This is a genomic window from Acidobacteriota bacterium, assembly GCA_039030395.1.
Classification (GTDB): domain Bacteria; phylum Acidobacteriota; class Thermoanaerobaculia; order Multivoradales; family JBCCEF01; genus JBCCEF01.
On sequence record JBCCEF010000005.1, the window covers coordinates 155328 to 175124 of the forward strand.

Below are 19797 nucleotides of genomic sequence, written 5' to 3' on the forward strand. Positions count from 1 at the left end.
GAAGGAAGTTTCTAGGACCGGGCTCTTCAGCCGCCCCAAGACATCCAGCCGACACCGCCAATGGCCAACAGGGTGCCGGCGATCGCCCGTGGACTGGGCACGACCCTCTGCTCGCGGGCTTCGAGCAGCAAGCTGAACACCGGGCTGGTAGAGAGCAGCACCGCCGCCAGGGCCGCCGGCGACCCGGCGATGCCCGCCATCATCAGCAGAATCGCCAGGTAGGTGCCGAGGAACGACGGGGCGGCCAGCTCCTTCCAGGCGGTGGGCGAGACGAGGGTTCGCAGGCTGGCGAGGAGCTTGCCCCGCACGGCGAGAACCGCCAGCAGGCCGAGTACCGCCGTCGCCAATCGAACCAGGGCGGCGGAGAGAAAGGGCACGGACTCCATGCCGACCTTGGCGAGGGCGACGCCGGTGCCCTGCCCAAAGGCGGCGAGGAGGGCGAGGGCGGTGCCGGCGACCGCCGCTCCGGCCACCGCCGGAAGGGGTCGCGAGCCGCCGCCGGTCCTGGCGTGCGGGGCCCGCGTGGAGACCACCAGGGTGATGCCGACGAGCACCGTCGCGCCGCCGATCCCTTGATGCAGGGTCCAGCGCTCACCGAACAGCCAGCCGGCCCACAGAGCGGTGAACAGCGGATTGACGGTTTGCCACAGCAGGGTGCGGTAGGCGCCCAAGAGCGGCACCGCAGCGAACAGGGCGGTGTCGCCAAGGGTCATGCCCAACAGGCCCGAGAGGGCGATCCAACCGACCGCCACGGGCGGCGCGGCGAGGAGCACCGGTCCCTGGCCGACGGCCCACACCGTGACGGCGAGGAGGACCATCGCCATGGTGCACTTCGCCAGGTTGACGGTCCACGGCCCCCAGGTGGCGATGGGGCGCCGGAACCAGCCGACGGCCACCGCCCAGGCGAGGGCCGCCGCCAGGCATGCCGCCATGCCGACGGTCGGGCTGGGAACCATGATTTGGGGCTAGCGGTCGTCGGACTTCAGCACCGCGACGAAGGCCGACTGGGGGATCTCCACGGCGCCCACCATCTTCATGCGCTTCTTGCCCTCTTTCTGCTTTTCGAGCAGCTTGCGCTTGCGGCTGATGTCGCCGCCGTAGCACTTGGCGGTGACGTCCTTGCGGAAGGCGTTGATGGTTGTGCGGGCGATGACCTTGCCGCCGATGGTGCCTTGGATGGCGATCTTGAACTGCTGCTTGGGGATCGTGTCTGCCAGCTTCTCGCAGTAGCGCAGTGCCCGGGAACGGGCCTTCTCCTCGTGGACGAGCTGGGCCAGGGCGTCCACCGGTTCACCGTTCACCAGGATGTCCACCTTGACCAACTGGGTCTCGCGGTAGCCGATCATCTCGTAGTCGAAGGATCCGTACCCCTGGGTGACGGTCTTCAACCGGTCGTAGAAGTCGAACATCACCTCCGCCAGCGGCAGCTCGGAGGTCAGCTCGACGCGCCCGACGGACAGGTAGGTGAAGGTGGTCTCTTCGCCGCGCCGATCTCGGCATAGCTCCATCACCGCCCCCACGTAGCGCTCGGGCATCATGATGGCGGCCTTGATGTATGGCTCTTCGGCCACTTTGATGCTGGCCGGATCCGGGAACAGGGCGGGATTGTCGATGCGCAGCTTCTCGCCGTTCTCCAGTTCGACGTGGTACTCGACGGAGGGCGCCGAAAGCAGCAGATCGAGGTCGTACTCGCGGTGCAGCCGCTCCTGCACGACGTCCAGGTGAAGGAGCCCGAGGAAGCCGCAGCGAAAGCCGAAGCCGAGGGCGCTCGACGAGTCCTTCTCGTAGGTCAGGGCGGCGTCGTTCAAGGCCAGCTTGTCGAGGGCGGCGCCGAGGTCCTCGTAGTCGTCCGTCGACATCGGGTAGACGGACGAGAACACCACCGGCTTGGCTTCTTTGTAGCCGGGAAGCGGCGCCGCGGCGGGCCGCTCTTCCTCCGTCAAGGTGTCGCCGATGGCGATATCGCGCACCGTCTTGATGCCGGCGATCACGTAGCCGACGGAGCCTGCCGCCAGTTCCTTGGTCTCGACCCGCTTGAGCTGCAGCAGGCCCACCTCCTCGACCTCGTAGCTCTTCTCGGTGTGCATCAGCCGGATGGTGGTGCCGGCTCGGAGGGTGCCTTGCTGGATGCGCACCAGCATCACCACGCCCCGGTATACATCGTATTGGGCGTCGAAGATGAGGGCCTGGAGGGGAGCGTCCGGATCGCCGATCGGCGCCGGCAGCTTGTGGACGATGGCTTCGAGCACGTCGTCGATGCCCTGGCCGGTCTTGGCCGACGCGTGAGCGGCGTCGAACGGATCGAGGCCGAGGTCCTCGATGATCTCTTCGTTCACCCGGTCGATATCCGCCGACGGCAGGTCGATTTTGTTGATCACCGGCACCAGCTCGAGGTCGTATTCGAGGGCCAGGTAGAGATTGGCGACGGTCTGCGCTTCGACTCCCTGGGCGGCGTCCACCAGCAGCAGGGCGCCCTCGCAGGACATCAGCGAGCGGCGTACCTCGTGGGAGAAATCCACGTGGCCAGGGGTATCGATCAGGTTGAGGGTGTAGGTCTCCCCGTCCTGCGCCTGGTAGCGCAGGGTGACGGTGTTGCTCTTGATGGTGATGCCGCGCTCTCGCTCGAGATCCATCGAGTCGAGAATCTGGTCGCGGAACTCGCGCGCCTCGACCCCGCCACAGCGCTGAATCAGCCGATCCGCCAGGGTCGACTTGCCGTGGTCGATGTGAGCGATGATGCAGAAGTTGCGGGTTTTTTCCACCGAAGTGTTCCTGAGGTCAATACCGACGAGCCGTGGTCTCCCGAGCCTGGAAGGCTCGGCGGCGCCTTTGGCGCCGAGGACGGGGTGAGCCCGAGAAGACACGTCTTCTCGGCTGAGGGGGCGCCTAGCGCCCTAAGAATAACAGCTGGCAGACTGCTGAAATCGTACCTAAGGCGCCTGTTCAGCGGTCTGCTAGCGGAGCGACATCCTATCGCGTCCGGCGGCACCTGGAGAGGGTCATCGGACTAGGGTTCGAGGAGTGGGGCCAGGGCCGAGTCGCCGAGGGCCACCGCCCGCGCTCGCGGGTCCCGTGCGATGGCCTCTTGCAGGCGATTGCGCGCCGCCGCCGGTTCTCCTCGGTCGAGCAGGATGCGCGCCAGCTCCAGGCGGGCCGGTACGAAGTCCGCTTCGTCCGGCGTCGCCCGGGTGAGCCAGACTTCCGCCTCGGCGGAGCGTTCCAGGTCGTGGAGCAGCAAGCCGAGGGAGGCGGCGTGGGCGAAGGCCTCGGCGGACAGCTCTGCGGCGCGGGAGAGGGCCGCTGCCGCCGCTGCCTTCTCGCCTACCCCGAAGAGAGCGAAACCCAGCCGCAGGTGGGGCTCCGCCTCGTCCGGCGCCAGCTCTGCCGCCCGCGAGAGGGCGCCGACGGCGCGCTGCCGCTGGCCGGCTACCCCGAGGGTCGACCCGAGAGCCAGCCAGCCGTCCGCCCGCTCCGGCTGAAGCCGCACCACCTCCAACCACTGCGTGACGGCGTCGCTCATGGCGCCGGAGCGCATCAGGCTGACGGCCAGGGTGCGGCGGCTCTCCGGCTGATCGGGATCGAGGGCCACCGCCTTCGCCGCCCGCTCGCGCGCTTCGGCTGCCTGGCCGAGAGCCAGCAACGCTTCCGCCGAGCGCGCCAGGGCGAATCGGTTCTGCGGATCTTGGGCGAGGGCTCGATCGAAGGCCGCGAGGGCGCCGCGCGCATCGCCCGCGGCCATCGCTCCTTCGGCTTCGCCGAGGAGGTTCCAAAGGCCTATGCGGTCCTTCGGATCCGGCGCGTCCGGCGGCGGTTCGTCCGGTGAGGCGGCACCGCCGCCGGCATAGCCGAGGGCGCGCAGCCGCGCGACCGCCTCCGGATCGTCGGTGCCGCCGGCCTGCCGGGCGGGCTGGGACTCGACGGTGCGCAGGTGCTTCTGAAGGGACCGCGCCCGCCGACGCTCGCGGTCCACGAGGTTGTCGGCTTCCGTCGGGTCGGCGGCGAGATTGTACAGCTCCGGCTTGGGAGCGGCGATCAGTTTCCAGTCTCCTTCGACGACCGCCCGCAGCGGCGCCCAGCCGTAGGAGATCCACGGCCTGCGGGTTTCCAGGTACGCCGGCGGCGGATTGAAATCTCTGCCGCGCAATGCTGCCGCGAGGCTCATGCCGTCGAGGCCCTTCGGCAGCGGCAGGTCGAGCAGCTCCAGCAGGGTCGGGAAGACATCGATCAGACGCGGCCGGAGGGTACCGGGAAGCAGGCGCGGCGGCAACTTCGACGGCCAGGCAAACACCAGCGGCACCTCCATGGTGCTCTGGTAGATGAAGAAGCCGTGGGTCTCCTCGCCGTGCTCGCCGAGACTCTCGCCGTGGTCGGCGGTGAGGACCACCAGGGTGCCCGCGCCGCCGGCCGTTGCCAGGAGCTTTCCGAGCTCTCGATCGACGCTCAGGACCTCGCCGTCGTAGGCGCCGCGCGGGCCGTCTCGCCGCAACTCCGCCGGCGGCTCGTAGGGATCGTGCGGATCGTAGAAATGGACCCAGGCGAACCAGGGCTCCGGTGCCCCTTCGAGCCAGGTGATGGCCGCTTCGGCGGTGGCCTTGGCGGATCGCTCCGAAGAGCCCGGCGGGAAGTCATCGTCGTAGTGGGCGAATCCTTGGGCCAGGCCGAAGGCCGAATCGAGGGGAAAACCGCTGACGAAGGCCGCCGTTCCGTAGCCGGCGTCGGAGAGGGCCGCGGCCAGACTGTCGAGGCCGCCGGGCACGGTCTGGCCGTTGTCCCGCACGCCGTGACGGCGGGGCAGCAGGCCGGTCAGCAGGGAGGTGTGCGCCGGCAGAGTGAGCGGCGCCGGAGACAGCGCCCGAGCGGTGCGTACTCCGGAGCGGGCGAGGGCGTCGAAGGCCGGGGTGGGATGGCCGCCAGAGATCCAGCCGAGGGCATCCGGCCGCAAAGTGTCGACGGTGACCAGGAGGACGTTGGGGGGGAGGAGGTTCGGGGGGAGGACCTGCGGTGACGATTTCGGGGCAACCGCCGCGGGCTGCTGTGAGAAGAGGGACGCGCAGACGAAAACGGCCTGCACCCAGAAGGCGCAGGCCGTTCGAAGACATCGCGGGCCGCGATACCGGGCCGGGAGGATTCGCCCCCGGCCCGCGGCCTGCGACGGCGCTACTCGACGGACGAGGACCACAGGGCTACATTGCCCGACTCGAAGCCGTCCGCGAAGATCAGGTTGCTGACCCCGCAGACATCGCTCTGGCCATCGGCCACCTGCAGCGACGCGTTGGTCACCAACACCTCATCGAAGGAGAATCCGGCCAGTGCCAGGCCGCCATCGGTGCCGTAGGTCACCTCGAGCTGCACCGGCTGCCCGGCGAAGGTCGAGGACTGGAGATCCCCGGCATTCCAGGAGCTGGAGGCCCAGCTCGCGTTGGTGCCGGCCCAGCCACCGCCTGGATTACAACCGCTGTAGTTGTTGTCGTTGGTGGTGTTGTAGGGCCGGCCGGAACTCGGCGTGATGGCGGTGCGATTGTCGGCACCGTCAACGATGGCGACGTTGGCCCGGTCATACCAGGAACCACCGGAGACATTCTCGATGGTGAAGTTGGTCCACAGCGAGAGCGTCGAACCATTGCTCAGGCTCAACAGCGGGGACCGAATGCGATCACAGGCGTTGTCGATGTTGCCCGACGAAGCCTGCGCGAAGGACGTACCGTCGCCGCCGCCGAGAGCGCTCGACCGAGCGAAGACGCCTCCGTTGACGTTCCAGTCGTCGTTGTCGGTTTCGAAGTCGAAGGTCTGCGTACCCGAAGCCGAGAAGTCCGACTCGGTGAACGGAATGCTCACCGTCTGGGTACGGGTGGCCGGCGACAGTTCGTCGCTGGTGACCTCGATTTCGAACTCCACGGTGTCGTTGGGGGACAGCCCCGTCGCAACGAACTGGAAGGACCCCGTGGCGCTGTCGCAGGCACCGAGGCTCGCGGCCGCCGTGCCCGGGAAGGAGATCGAAGGATCGATCGCCGGATGGCTGGTCGAGGTGACCGATTCGATGCGGACGTTGGTCAGCGACCCGGTTCCGATGTTCTGAATATCGAAGGTCACCCGACCGTCTTCGCAGTTGTCGAGGAAAATGTCGCCGTCGCCGGACTGCACCTGGGCGTTGGTGGTCGCTCCCGGCACCGCCATGTTGGCTCCGGCCGTCGGAATCGCCGACGTGCAGGCGCTCAAGGGGCTGATGCAGGTCTCGCCGGCGCCCTTTGCCGCCACCGTGTAGAAGTACTCCACGCCGTTACCGAGGTTGGTGTCGACGAACGAGAGGTCGGAGGTCTCACCGACGATGGTCTTGCCGAAGGCGCAACCGAAAACGCCCTCGGTGCGGTAGATCCGGTAGCTGGTGGCGCCGGCGATGGCGGCCCAGGACAGCGCGACGGCGCGGTCCGACGGGTTGGCGACCACCGTCGGAGCGACGGTAGGAGCCCCGGCGCAGCCGGCATCCTGGACCGTCGGGGTGGGACAGGCAATGCCGTGCCGGTCGTAGGCGTCGAAGATCGCCTGCATATGCGGGGTGCCGTCCGTCAGGTCGCCGTTGTCGTCGTCGATGGCGAGGTAGTTGAGGTAGCCGCCGTCGGCGTTGCAGCCGTCACCGGTGCTGGTGCCGTCGACGCAGCTAAACCACGAGCCGACCGGCGAGGCGCCCATGAACGTTAGGCTGGTGGCGATCTCGCGGGCGGTGTCCAGGGACATGCCGTAGAGCGTCTGGAGATCACGGTTCCACAAATCCCACACGGCCTCGCCGTAGACGGCGCCCTCGCAGTGGGTCGAGCCGCCGCAGGGGGTGCCGCCGCCGCTGCCGCAAGCGGGATCGATGAAGGCGATGTCGTGGGGATTGCCGGACGTGCGGTTCGCCCAATCGATGTCGCGCACGCCGTCGCACTGGGTGCAGGGATCGCCGTAGCCGTTGCAGTTGTTGCCCAGCCGGAAGTTCCGGCCGATGCAGGAGGTGTTCAGGCGCAGCGAGGCGTAAATGTCGGCGATGCCCTCGCCCGGCGAGGAGATGCCGGCGTTGACGTCCGTCGCGTCCCGGCCGTGGCCCCACTCGTGGTCGAACACGCCGGCCAGCTCGCCGGTGTTGGAGCAGCCGCCGCCGGAGGTGAAGAAGCGTAGCTGGCTGGCGCCGCCGGTGGCGTTGCAGTTCGAGTTGATATTCATGGTCGACAGCAGCGGGCTGTTCAGCCACGGGTCGTTCGGCGTGAAGCCGCGACTCATCTCGGCGATGCGGTTGAGCTCGTAGAAGCCCGAACGGCTGGAGTGGGTGTTGCCGGGAGAGGAGCCCGGAGGCACGGTGCAGTCGATGCCGCCGCTGGTACCGAAGTCCAGCACATCGCCGCTGGTGGACTCGTTGATCGGGCCGCAAGTGTCGTTCATGGTGATGAACGCACCGGACAGGGTCGAGCTGATGTCGCCGTCCAGGCATACCGCTACGTTGCCGCCGGTGTCCGAGAAGTACGTCGTGCCGTTGTTGGTGACGTCGGCGAAGGGGAAGCGGTAGGTGACGTTCACGCCATCCGGTGCCACGCCGTCGTTCGACACCGGGTAGACGCCGCCCTGGATGGTGCGGGTGCTGGCGTAGGCGGCCATGTCCTCGAAGGCCAGCAGCTCACCGCTGTGGGCGTCGACCAGACCTTCCCACTCTGCCAGGTCATTGCTGAATTTCGTGGCGATCGCCCAGGCCAAGCGATAGCTGTATCCCTGACCGACGGCGATGCGCGCCAGGTCCGTGCCCCTGGACATCGGAATCAGCTCGAGCCGGGGCTTGCGCCAGGTGGAGTCGGCCACGTAGGGCGACAGGTGCCGGGCGACGACCTCCTGCGCATCGTCGGCGTCGAGGGTGGGAATCGACGAGACATTGACGTCGCCCCACTTCTGGGCGCCGAACAGTACGAGGTTGCCGTGGCTGATCACCGCCACCAGGTTGCTGCCGCGCACCGGCACGCCGTGCACCTCGCGTTGGGCGACGATCTGGACCTTCTTGCCGTCGCGGTAGACCGCCACTCGACCCGGGCTTGCGACCTCGCTGATGTCGATGTTGAGGGCCGACTGACGGGCGCTCAGGTAGTTGGCAAAGGCGTCCCAGGCGGCCTGCTGGTGGGCGGCGTGGGACCCGGGGCTGTCTCCGCGCAGATTCTGCCAGGTCAGGGAATTGGCGGAGCCGGGGAGAATCGGATCGGAGGGCAGCAGGGTGCCCCAGCGGCCGCTGCGCAGGTCCATGCGGGCCTTCGAGGCCGGCAGGCCGAGGGCCGCAAGGCTCTGCTGGGCGTTGCCCGCTGCGGCGGCCGGTAGATCCGCGGCCGGCTGCAAGATGTTGCCGATGTAGAGGTCGGCATGGCGATACTCCTTCTCGCGAACCGGCGATTCGTCCGGTTGCCGGAAGGCGAGCAGAGGAGCGGCGACGAGAACCGTCAGTGCGACGATTCCAGCAACGGGCCTGCTGATACGTACCATGATCGTGAATTCTCCTTGGGAAATGAATCCGCGGCAGTCCAAATAGTTCCAGCCCGACGGTCGACGCCGAGCGCGGTAGTTTCGTTGTCCGTTTCCTTAGATTCGTAGGCTTTCCGCGGGCGGACGCAAGGACGCTGCGCGGATCCAACGGCTCAGGATCTGGTTGACGAGAGTCAAAACTGCAATCCTTTTGACGATAACATAATGCCCAGTTGAACCGACCACGCCGCTTTCCGCTCACGCGGTATCCTCCCGATCTCTCGCGGCACTCCGCAAAACGTCTCCGAATCCCTCGAAAACCGCCGATGACCCGACTGAATCGCGATCCCTTGACGTTTCTTGGACGGGCACCGTTTCTTGGCTGGGCGGGCCGCACCGATCGTCGGCGGGTGCCGGTGGCGGTCTTCATCGCCTCGGTCCTGGTGGCGGGGGTTTTGGCCTTCGGCGCCCCGACAGTAGAGCCGGCCGCGCGGCCGAATCTGGTGCTCGTCACCCTCGACACCACCCGCGCCGATGCCCTGGGGGCCTACGGCGGCTCCGCGAAAACGCCGGTGCTCGATGGTTTGGTGCGGAGGGGACTGCGCTTCGAGCGGGCGATCACCGCTTCGCCGCTGACCTTGCCGGCTCACGCCTCCCTCCTCACCGGCCTCGATCCACCGGCCCACGGAGTGCGGGACAACGGCCTCGCCGCCCTGCCGTCGGACCTGCCGACCCTCGCCACGCGCTTCGCCGACGGCGGCTGGGAGACAGCGGCGGTGGTGGCTTCGCGGGTGCTCGATCGCCGTTTCGGCCTGGCGCGCGGATTCAGCCTCTACGACGACTCGATGGCCGCCGAGCGAGTGGGCGAGTACGGCTACGCCGAGCGCGAGGCGGATCGAGTCACGGACGTGGCCCTCGCCTGGCTGGCGAACGGACGCGATTCCCAGGCCCCCTTCTTCCTGTGGGTGCACTACTACGACCCCCACTCCCCCTACCTGCCGGCGCCCTCTCCGCGGCAGGGCTATGACGCCGAGCTGGAGCGGGTGGACGGCCAACTCGGCCGCCTGCTCGCTGCCTTGCCGCCGGCAACGCTGGTCGCGGTGGTGGGGGACCACGGGGAGTCGCTGGGGGAGCACGGCGAGGATCGGCACGGCATCTTTCTGTACCGAGCCGTTCTGGAAGTGCCGCTGATCCTCTCCGGCCCCGGGGTGCCCGCCGGGGCGGTGGTGAAGGAGACCGTCGCCAGCCGCCGTCTGGCGCCGACCTTGGCGTCGCTGGCGGGCCTGCAGGCTTTGCCGGGCGAGGTGTTGCCGGGACTTACCAAGGGCGATGGCGACGCTGGGGAGAACACGATCTACAGCGAAGCGACCCTTCCCGCCAGGGCCTACGGTTGGAGCCCCTTGAAGGCGGTAACCCGCGGCGATTGGCGCTTGATCGCCGCGCCGCGCCCGGAGCTCTACAACGTCATCCAGGATCCCGCCGAGAGCGACAACCGCGTGGTCGCGGAGCGCCGCCAGGCGCGGCGCCTGCGGGACGATCTGCGAACCCTCGAAGAGGAGATGGCGAGCCGGTCGGCGCCGGAGATCGAGGGCGATGCGGCCCTCACCGAGGCGGTGCGCTCGCTGGGGTATACGGCGGGTGCGTCGAGCGAAGCGATGACCGGGCCGGTGCGGATCGAAGGGCGGGATCCGAAGGACGGGATCGCCCTCCTCGCCCGGCTCGCTGAGGCCAAGGACCGGATCGCCGCCGGCCGTGCCGGCGAGGCGGTCCCGTTGCTCGAGGCCCTGGTCCAAGAGGATTCACGCAATGTCCCCTTCTGGAGCCAGCTCGGCAACGCGCGCCGGGCCACCGGCGACCTCACCGGCGCCGTCGCCGCCTACCGCCAGGCGGTCGCTCTGAATCCGGCACTGGGTCTGCTGCGCATCCCGCTGGGCGATGCCCTGGCGGACGCCGGCAAGGCGGAGGAGGCGCGCCGCGAGTACCGGGCCGCCATCGAGCGCGATCGGCGATCCGCCACCGCCTGGCTGCGCCTCGGCGAGATGGCCGCGCGGGCCGGCAAGAGCCGAGAGGAGCGGGCTCTGCTGTCGCAAGCGGCCGAGAACGGAGCGGACAGCGCGGCGCTCCTCACCCGGCTGGCCCAGCTCGAACTGGCGGCCGGTGACGCTGCATCGGCCGTCCGCCGCCTCGAAAGGGCAACGGAGCTGTTGCCCTCCTGGTCCACCGGCTGGCTGGTGCTCGGCCAGGCGAGCCTGCGGGCCGGCGATCGCGGTGCGGCGAAGAGTGCTTGGGTGGAGGCCTCGCGGCTGGCCGGCAACGGGCCAGAAGGAGCCCAGGCGCGCCGCTGGCTCGAGGAGCTGGCGAGCCAAGAACACAAGGCGGCGCCGCCCAAGGGAGGGACACCGTGAGCTTGCGGCTGGTCGCGATCTGCGCCCTGGGCCTCGAAGAATTCCTACAGGAGGAGCTGAAGGCGCTGGGTATTGCGCAGACGAAAGCCGGCCGCGGCGCGGTTACCTTTCAGGGCCGCTGGCCGGATGTGTGGCGGACCAACTGGCAGCTCCGCACGGCGAATCGGGTGCTGGTGGAATTGGGCCGCTGGGCGGCGCCGGAGGATGACCATCTCTACACCGGCGCGCGCGCCCTGGTGGAAGACCGCACTCGCCGATGGGACGGTCTCGCCGCCGGCCGCCTCTTCGCACCGGACCGCACGATCGCGATCCACGCCACCTCCACCGCCTCCGTCGTGCGGGACACCCGCTGGGTGGCTTTGAAAACCAAGGACGGGCTGGTGGACGGCCAGCGCAAGCGCTTCGGCCGCCGTGCGTCGATCGACCGCAAGCGCCCGGATCTACCGCTGCGGGTATGGCTGCACAAGGATCGCGCCTCGCTGCTCCTCGACACCTCCGGCGAGCCCCTCGACCGGCGCGGCTACCGCCGGGCGACGGGGGTGGCTCCTTTACGCGAGACAATGGCCGCAGCCTGCGTGCTGGCCTCCGGCTGGGATGGCCGGGGGCCGGTGGTGGATCCCATGTGCGGTACCGGCACCCTGCTGGCCGAGGCGGCGTGGTTCGCCCTTCGGCGGCCCGCCGGCTGGGCGCGAGGCGCCGCCGGCACGGGCTGGGCCTTCGAGCGTTTCCCGGGATTCGACCGCGCGGCCTTCGCGGCGATCCAGCGGGGGACGTCCGAGACCGACCGGCCGGATCTCTCCCTGTGGGGTATCGACCGGTCCCCGGAAGCGGTGAGCGCCGCCGGCGAGAACCTGGAGCGAGCGGGTCTGGCGGACATCGCAAGGGTCCAGCGCGGCGACGCTTTCGAGTTCAAACCGCCGAATTCTCCGGGACTGGTGATTCTCAACCCGCCCTACGGTGAGAGAATCGACGAAGACGCCGCCCAATGGCGGCGCGTTGGTGATCTACTCAAGCAGTCCTACGCCGGCTGGAAAGCCGTCGTACTGGCCGGTGGCGAGAGCCGCGGCAAGCAGATCGGGTTGCGCCCGCGGCGGCGCATCGCCGTGCGCAACGGACCGCTGGATGTTCGAATTTTGCCTTTTGATCTCTATCGGGGCACCCAATCAGGAGTTGCATGATGCAGTCGATGTGGGATGGATCGAGAGTTGGGGAGGGGGCGCGGGCCGGACTGGGATGTTTCGGTCTCTTGCCGTTCGGATGGTTGCTGCTAGGGGCCTTGGTGTTGGGGCTGTCGCCCTTCGCCGAGGCGGACTCGCCGGTTAGCGCGGACGCGATTGTTGGGGTTTGGGCTTCGGCACCGAGTTCCGACGGCATCGCCCACGTCGAGATCTATCGCAACGGCGACGGCTTCGACGGACGTATCGTGTGGCTGGAAAAACCGCGCTACCGGGCCGGCGACCGCGGCGGCATGGCCGGCCAGACCAAGATCGATCGTGAAAACCCCGATCCGCAGCTGCGCGATCGGCCTCTCCTGGGCCTCAAAATCCTCGATGGCTTTGAGTTCGACGGTGAGGGCACCTGGGGAGGGGCGCAGATCTACGATCCGGACTCCGGCAAGACCTACCGTTCCAAGGCCTGGCTCGAAGGTCCCGATCGCCTGGGCCTGCGCGGCTATCTGGGGATCTCCCTCCTCGGCCGCAACACCGTGTGGACCCGGGTGCAGGATTCCATCCGGTCGACCCAGGCCGGCGGATGATCCGCCGGGCGAGGTGGGGCTGGTGGCCGCTCCTCGCGACTCTGGCGGCCTGCGCCACGGGGCTTCCTCCCGCCGCGCCGCCCGCCGCCCCAAACAACGCGGATTCACCCGCGCCAGCGGGCTCGGCTCCGCGGCTGATGATCGTCTCTTGGGACGGCGCCGGCGACCTGATCGTCGACCGGATGCTGGCCGAGGGGCACCTGCCCCATCTGGCGGCCCTGGCCGAACGCGGCGTGTCGGCGCAGTACAGCGTGCCGGGCCTGCCGTCCAAGACCGCCGTCGGCCATGCGGTGTTGTGGACCGGTTGCGGGCCGGCGTGCAACGGCGTATCGGCCAACACCACGCCGCTCTTCCCGGCGTCCGAGCACACTCTGCTGGAGCGCCGCCGCGGTTTCAGTTCCGCGGCGCTGACCGCCGAGCCGCTGTACGTAACCGCCGCTCGCGCCGGCCGTCGGGTCACGGTGCTGTCGGCCACCCAGTCCTATCCGCCGGAAGTCCACGTCAACGCCCTGCGCCAGGCCGGGGTGCCGGAGGAGGGCTTCCGCTCGGTCAGCGGTTTCGAGCAGGTGATCGCCCGCAGCGCCGTCCTCGGCCGTGAGGATTTCCGGCCTGCCGATCCGTCCTGGGAGGCGCCCGAAGGTAGCCTGGAGGCGAAACGAATCCTCGGCGACTCGGTGTTTCATCTGCTGATCCCGCAGGGCTCAGAGGGATTCGGTGGAGTCTTGATTTGTCCGGAGACCCGCGCCTGCGGCGATCCGGTGGAGCTGAAGCCTGCATCTTCCGATGGCGATTCCCTGGCCTCCTGGAGTCCCGCCTTCGCGGTGCAGCAGGGCGGGCGCAGCGGCTTCACCTTCTTCCGGCTGTTCGAGCTGGCGCCGGACGGGTCCTCCCTGCGGCTGTACCGGCGCGGTGTCCACTACCTCGACGGAGCGATGCCCGCCGGCGAGTTGGAGGCCTACCGCCAGGTCTACCAGGGATTTCACGACGTGCAGTTCCGCCTCTACGAGTCCGGCGCCCTGGGTCCTCCGCTGATGCTGGGCGGCGACGGCCAGGCCGAAGAGCGGGTACTGGAACTGACCGCCTTCGACGTGGAACAAAGCCGTCGGGCGACCCGCTGGGCGATCGATCGTTGGCAGCCGGAGGTGCTGTTCCACTATCTGCCGATGGCCGATCCGGCCGGGCACACCTGGTACGGCGTCTTCGACCCGACGTCGCCGAGCCACGATCCGGCAACGGCCGAAGTCCTCTGGCCCTACTATGCCCGGGTGTTCGCCCTGCTCGACGGCTGGCTCGGCTCCGTGCTGGAAAAGCTGCCGTCGGAGACAGCGGTGGTGGTCACCAGCGACCACGGCATGGCCGGCGTGTCCCAGGACCTGTTGGTCAATGCGGTATTGGAACAAGCGGGCTTGCTGGTGCGTCTCGATCGTGGAGGCGACCAAGGTGGCAGCTGGCGGGCGGCCATCGACCTCTCCCGTACGCGGATCCTGGCGGCGGAGTTTGGTGATGCCTTCTTTCTGAAGGTCAACGACACCTCCTGGAAGGACGGCATCGTGGCACCGGAGGACCGGGAGGCGGTCCTCGAGCAGGCCGCCGAGGCGCTGCTGGCGGTGCGCCATCCGGTGACCGGCGAGGCGCCGGTCACCCGGGTGTTCCGGCCGCAGGAGGAACCGGAGATGGAGGGCGGCGGCCCGAGCGGCGGCGACCTGTACTTCTCCCTCGCGCCGGGCTACTACCCGCGTCGCGGACTCGCCGAACCCGGCGTGTTGTTCGAGGCCACGCGGCTACCCTGGGGCGAAGGCCAGCACGGTTTTCCGCCGCGCCGCCGGGAAATGCACGCCATCTTCTACGCTGCCGGACCGGGCTTGCGCCAAGGGGTGGATATCGGCCCCATTCGCCACATCGACGTCGCCCCGACGGTGGCGGCTCTGCTGGGCATTTCCGCGCCGCCACAGGCGACCGGCCGGGTGGTCGTCGAAGCGCTAGGTTCGGCGCCGTGACGTCGAACGAAATCCGATCTTCGCAGGGAGACCCGATCCGGGTTTGGCGCGTTCTGTGCGCGGTCCTCGCGGTCTGGTGCCTGTCGGCGACCGGCTGGATTCTGGTGCGATCCTTCGGCCCCGACGACGGATCGACACAGGATGCCGGGGTACCCGTTCCCCTGGAGGCCTTGCCGGAGGAACCGGTGCGGGTCCTCCGGCCGGCGACCTTCGATGACCTGCCCGGCTGGGACGACGACGACCACGCTGGCGCCCTGGCCGCCTTCCTGGAGACCTGCCGCGCCTGGGTGCAGCGGGACGACACCGCCCCGGTCGGCCCGGACGGCATGGCCGGGACCTACGCCGACTGGCGCTACGCCTGCTTCCACGGCGAGACGGCGCCCAACCCGCAGTACTTCTTCCAGAGCGAGTTTCGCCCTTGGCAGGTGCTCGACGGCGACGAATCGGCGGGCCTCTTTACCGGTTACTTCGAGCCCACGCTGCGCGGCAGTCGCCAGCGCGGCGCCAAATTCCAGCATCCCCTCTACCGTCGACCGCCGGAACTGGTGGCCGTGGACCTGGGGCGTTTTCGGGCAGACTTGCGCGGTCGCCGACTGGCCGGCCGGGTAGAGGGTGGTCAACTCCTGCCCTTCGACGACCGCGCCGCCCTCGCCGCCGGTTCGCTGGCCGGGCGCGGCCTGGAACTCGTCTGGGTGGACGATTCCATCGACTCCTTCTTCCTGCATATCCAGGGGTCCGGGCGGGTGGAGCTGGCCGAGGGCGGGGTGATGCGGGTGGGCTATGCGGCGCAGAACGGCCACACCTACCGGGCGATCGGCCGCAGCCTGATCGAGCGCCGCGAGCTGACCCGGGAAGAAGTCTCGCTGCAGAGCATCCGGCGGTGGCTGCGGCAGCATCCACAGGAAGCGCCGGCGCTGATGGCCGAGAACGCTTCCTACGTGTTCTTTCGAGAGCTGTCGGAACCGGGGCCGGTGGGTAGCCTGGGAGTGGTGCTCACCCCGGGGCGGTCGCTGGCGGTGGACCGCACCTACATGCCGCTGGGGGCACCGGTGTGGCTCGACGCCACCGCCCCGGCCGCCGAGTTGGCGATGCCGGACCGTGCGCTGCGCCGGCTGATGGTGGCCCAAGACACCGGCGGCGCAATCCGCGGCCCGGTGCGCGGCGATGTGTTCTGGGGACCGGGCGAGGAGGCCGCCGAGGTCGCCGGCCGCATGAAGCACTCGGGTCGCTACTGGTTGCTGCTCCCCAAAGAGGTCGAACCGCCGCTCGGACCCGAGCCGGTGATGGACTCCCCCTGAGAAGAACGCCCTATCGATCCTTGCGCCGCAGGGCGAAGATCACCGCGCCCACCGCCAGGGCCAGGGCGCCGGCGATCAGGTTGTTGCGGCCGGCGCTGGCGGCCAGGGCGAGGGAGAGGAGCGCGGCCGCCGCTGGAATCAGCCAGCCTCCCGGCAGCCGGAAACCTTCACTTGGCTGAACGGAGTGCCGGCGTCGCAGCACCGGCACGGCTGCCGCGGTACCCAGGTAGGTGGCGAGGCGCGCGATCACCGACAGGGCGGCGAGCCCGGTGAAGCTGCCGGTCAAGGCCATCGGCACGGCGATCACCGTTTGCAGCAGCAGGGCGTTGGCCGGCGTGCGGTACGTCGGATGAATGCGGGCCAGGAAGCGTGGCCCATAGCCGTCCGCCGCCAGGGCGAAGAGGTAGCGCGGCCCGGCGAGCACCGAGTTTCCGTTGGTGCCGAGGATCGAGACGGCGGCCCCTACCGTTAGCAGCAAGCCACCCCAGGAGCCGAAAAAGCGGCCCGCGGCGTCGGCCAGCGGGGTGGTGGAAGCGGCGAGGTCCGGCTGGGTGCCGAGGGCTACCGCCTGGACGCCGCAGTAGATCAGCGTCACGATGGCGATCTGGGTGATCAAGGCAAAGGGCAGGTCGCGCTTCGGCCGTCGGAACTCGCCGGCCGGCGCGGCGGTGTTCTCGAAGCCGGCATAGGCGAAGAGCAGCAGGAGGGCCGCTTGCCCGAGCCCCCCTTCGCCCATCCCCGCGGTGTCGCTGGCGGTCTGCGCGGCAAACACTTCGCGAGAAAAATAAAAGGCACCGGCGACGATGAAGACTGCCAGCGGCACCAACTTGGCGATCACCAGCACCACCGCCGTGCGAGCGCCGGACTTGACTCCGATCCAGTTCAGGTAGGTCAGTCCCAGCAGCGGCAGAATGATGGCGGCGGTGCGCGCTAGTCCCTCCGTGGCGGCCGCCGGCCACAGATAGCCGAGGGCCTGGGCGAAGCCGACGGACAGCGAGGCGATGGAGGCCACCCGCGCCAGCCAGGTCATCCAGCCGACCTCGAAGCCGACGAAATCGCCGAAGGCCTCGCGGGTGTAGAGGTAGGCGCCGCCGGTGCCGTCGAAGTGGGTGGCCGCCTCGGCAAAGCAGAACACCACCAGCAGCACCGTGAGGCCGGCCAGTGCGACGGCCAGCAGGCTGGCGTTTCCCAGGTAGCCGGCCTCGGCCGCCGGCAGCAGGTAAATACCGCTGCCCACCACCCCGTTGATCGCCAGCCCCAGCACCTGCCAGCGGGAAACGGTGCGGTGAAGGGTCGGTTGGCGCATAGAGCGCAACCTATCACCGCCATCCGCATTGTCGCCTAGGCCGTACACTCCTCGTCATGTCCCGCCGCTTGCCCTTTTGGCTCCTCTTGAGCACCGCCTTCGTAGCCCTCGTCATCTGGTTGCCGCCCGGCCTCGGGGACTGGCGCTCGCAGGTGCTCCGGGAGTGGCCGGATCCCGGCCATCCACGCGTCGTCACCGCCTTGGCGGTGACCGATGGAGGCGAACGGGTGGCTTCCGCCGACGCCGGAGGTGGGGTGCGGGTGTGGAGCGCCCAAGGCGAAGCTCTGCGAGCGGTGGAACTCAACTCTCCGGTGGAGGCGCTGGCCTGGGACCGGTCGGACCATGTGCTGTGGCTGCGGACGGCGAACGGCAAGGTGCTGGGCTGGTCCGATGATGCCCCTCGGCCGGTAGCGGCCGCGGCGCCGGCCGAGGGCCTGCCTGCGCCTTCGGTCTCCGGCACACTTTCAGTTCCGGCGCAGCGGGGTTCCTTCCGAATTGCGTCCGGCTCACCGGATGACGACACCGCGGCCTTCAGCGGCGACGACGGCACCGTGCGCCTTCTGCTGGCCGGCGAGTCCTCGCCCCGGCTGCTCGGGGCGCCGGTTCTGACCTTGGCGGTGAGCGAGGACGGGCGCTGGCTGGCCACCGGTGAAGGGGCTGGCATCCTCGGATCCGGGCGGGTGGCGTTGTACGACCGGCGGAGCGGCGACTTGCGGGCGGCGCTGTTTCTGCCGGACGGACCGGCGCGCTGTATGCGCTTCTCTGGCGAGGTGCTGGAGATCCGGCAGAGTCGAGAGCGGAGCTACCGATGGCGCTGGGGTAGTGAAGGGTCGGCGCCCCTTGCCGCCGCGGATCCCCTGCCGTGCCCCGGCGGCGAAGGGCAGCGCTTTACCGTGCGCTCTCTCGGCCAGGTCCACGGCCCGGAGGCGGCGCTGGCGGATCGGCGTCACGAGCTGCTGGTCGAGCTGCTGCCGGAAGTCTCGCGGGCGCGGGAAGTGCGCCGCCGCGGCGTCCTCGATCGTTTCCTCGGCCGTGTCGAGTGGTGCGGCCTGCGCCAGGACGGCAGCGTGGTGTCGGTGCGCAGCCGGCCGGCCCAGCCGCTCCCGGCGATCCTGTTCGGCGCCTGGCTGGCGGCGCTCAGCGCTCCTTTGCTGGCTGCTAAGCTCAGCCGCCGAAAGCCCCATTGAGAACCCACCGACTACGGGAGCCCAGCGCATGACCAGCACCGATCTCTATCGCGATCACCTCGCCGCCCTCGACCGTTGGTTGGCGGACAGCCTGGAGCGGGCCGGCCGGCGCGGGGTGTCCCTCGACGGTGTGCTCTTCCACGCCGGGCGCGAACGGACGTACCACGCCGACGACAACGCCATCGCCTTCTGGAGCACGCCGCACTTCCGGCGCTGGTGCCCGATCGCGGGGCCGGAACACATCGTCCTGGCTCGCCCCGGCGGCCGCGTACAGGTGGTGCGGGTGCGGCCAATGGATTTCTGGTTCGACACCTCCATGCCGCCGGCGTCGTACTGGGAATCGGTGGTGGATCTTTCCGAGGCGGAGAGCTTCGAAAAGGCGGCGGAGTCGCTCGGTTCGCTGGAGCGGATCGCCTATGTCGGCGATGCGCCGGAAGCGGCGCAGGCGGTGGGAATCGATGCCGACCGCATCGAGCCCGCGGAGCTGATGGCGCCCCTCGACTGGTATCGGGCCTACAAGACCCCCTGGGAGGTGGCATTGACCGAGGTCGCCGTCCGCAGGGCCGCCAGCGGCCACCTCGCCGGTCTCGAAATGTTCCGTGCCGGGGCCACCGAGCGGGAGATCCACTGGGCTTTCCTCGAGGGGTCGGACCAAATCGAGCGGGAAGTGCCCTTCAACACCATCGTCGCCCTGGAGGAGAAGGGAGCCGTCCTGCACTACGAGCGCAAGCGAGGTCCCGAGGCCGCTCCGGGGCGCACCCTGCTGCTCGACGCCGGAGCCAGCTTCGAGGGCTACGCCTCGGATCTCACCCGCACCTGGGTGGGGGAAGGGGCCGATCCGGTGTTCAAGGAACTGGTCGAAGGGGTGGATGCGCTGGAGCAAGAACTGGTGGCGATGGTCGCTCCCGGCGTGCCGTACCCGGACATCCACCAGGCGGCGCACCGCGGCGTGGCGCAGATCCTCCAGCGGACCGGGGTGGTCAAGGTATCCGCCGACGAGGCGATGGAGCGCGGCCTCACCCGCCACTTCTTCCCCCACGGCGTGGGCCATCACCTGGGGATTCAAGTGCACGACGTCGGTGGTCACCAGGCCGGTCCCGACGGTGGAGAAGTCGCGCCGCCGGCCGAATACCCGCTGCTCCGCACCACCCGCCCGCTCGAAGCCGGCCACCTGGTGACCATCGAACCGGGGATTTACTTCAACCCGGTGCTGCTCGATCCGGTGCGCGGCAGCGACGACGCCTCGGCCATCGACTGGGCGGTGGTCGACTGCCTCCGGCCCTTCGGCGGCGTGCGCATCGAGGACGACGTGCTGTGCACCGAGAACGGGGCGCGGGACCTCTCCCGCGAGCACCTGCCCGGACCGCGGGAGTGAGCCT

At 69.3% G+C, this 19797-nt stretch carries 12 protein-coding genes; 7 read left to right on the forward strand and 5 right to left on the reverse strand.

The features are described 5' to 3' along the window. Nucleotides 1-26: 26 nt before the first annotated feature. The 4 genes from AAF481_07505 to AAF481_07520 all read right to left on the reverse strand — a co-directional run bounded on the left by AAF481_07505 (nucleotide 27) and on the right by AAF481_07520 (nucleotide 8490). The gene (locus AAF481_07505; GenBank protein MEM7481006.1) at nucleotides 27-956 is read right to left on the reverse strand and encodes a DMT family transporter; all 930 of its coding nucleotides are present in this window, start codon (nucleotides 954-956) and stop codon (nucleotides 27-29) included. Nucleotides 957-965: 9 nt separating this feature from the next. Continuing rightward, complete coding sequence (lepA, locus tag AAF481_07510; protein ID MEM7481007.1) at nucleotides 966-2762, reverse strand: translation elongation factor 4; 1797 nt, start codon at nucleotides 2760-2762, stop codon at nucleotides 966-968. Nucleotides 2763-3007: 245 nt separating this feature from the next. Beyond that, nucleotides 3008-5071, reverse strand: coding sequence for a sulfatase-like hydrolase/transferase (locus AAF481_07515; protein MEM7481008.1), 2064 nt, complete (start codon nucleotides 5069-5071; stop codon nucleotides 3008-3010). 86 nt (nucleotides 5072-5157) lie between these two features. Continuing rightward, nucleotides 5158-8490 (reverse strand): hypothetical protein, encoded by a 3333-nt coding sequence (locus tag AAF481_07520; GenBank protein MEM7481009.1) that lies wholly within the window; start codon nucleotides 8488-8490, stop codon nucleotides 5158-5160. A 305-nt stretch (nucleotides 8491-8795) separates the two neighbouring features. Here AAF481_07520 and AAF481_07525 point away from each other — a divergent pair, with 305 nt between their 5' ends. The 5 genes from AAF481_07525 (at nucleotide 8796) to AAF481_07545 (ending at nucleotide 15925) form a co-directional block, all read left to right on the forward strand. Continuing rightward, on the forward strand, nucleotides 8796-10874 hold the full coding sequence (locus AAF481_07525; GenBank protein MEM7481010.1) for a sulfatase-like hydrolase/transferase: 2079 nt from the start codon (nucleotides 8796-8798) through the stop codon (nucleotides 10872-10874). After that, nucleotides 10871-12052: an RNA methyltransferase gene (locus AAF481_07530; GenBank protein MEM7481011.1), complete on the forward strand. Its 1182-nt coding sequence runs from the start codon at nucleotides 10871-10873 to the stop codon at nucleotides 12050-12052. Before AAF481_07525 ends, AAF481_07530 begins: the two co-directional genes overlap by 4 nt. Next, nucleotides 12052-12630, forward strand: a complete 579-nt coding sequence (locus AAF481_07535; protein ID MEM7481012.1) for a DUF2147 domain-containing protein — start codon at nucleotides 12052-12054, stop codon at nucleotides 12628-12630. The genes AAF481_07530 and AAF481_07535 overlap by 1 nt, the downstream gene beginning before the upstream one ends. Nucleotides 12631-12767: 137 nt before the next feature. Next, nucleotides 12768-14627: an alkaline phosphatase family protein gene (locus AAF481_07540; GenBank protein MEM7481013.1), complete on the forward strand. Its 1860-nt coding sequence runs from the start codon at nucleotides 12768-12770 to the stop codon at nucleotides 14625-14627. Then, complete coding sequence (locus tag AAF481_07545; protein ID MEM7481014.1) at nucleotides 14624-15925, forward strand: MltA domain-containing protein; 1302 nt, start codon at nucleotides 14624-14626, stop codon at nucleotides 15923-15925. Before AAF481_07540 ends, AAF481_07545 begins: the two co-directional genes overlap by 4 nt. A 10-nt stretch (nucleotides 15926-15935) precedes the next feature. Here the strand turns inward: AAF481_07545 and AAF481_07550 are convergent, their stop codons facing one another. Beyond that, nucleotides 15936-17231 (reverse strand): APC family permease, encoded by a 1296-nt coding sequence (locus AAF481_07550; protein MEM7481015.1) that lies wholly within the window; start codon nucleotides 17229-17231, stop codon nucleotides 15936-15938. Between the two features lie 56 nt (nucleotides 17232-17287). Between AAF481_07550 and AAF481_07555 the strand changes: the two genes are divergently transcribed. Continuing rightward, a complete protein-coding gene (locus tag AAF481_07555) occupies nucleotides 17288-18418 on the forward strand; it encodes a hypothetical protein (protein ID MEM7481016.1) in 1131 nt (376 codons plus the stop codon). A gap of 28 nt (nucleotides 18419-18446) precedes the next feature. After that, nucleotides 18447-19793, forward strand: a complete 1347-nt coding sequence (gene pepQ / locus AAF481_07560) for a Xaa-Pro dipeptidase (protein MEM7481017.1) — start codon at nucleotides 18447-18449, stop codon at nucleotides 19791-19793. Nucleotides 19794-19797 lie beyond the last annotated feature (4 nt).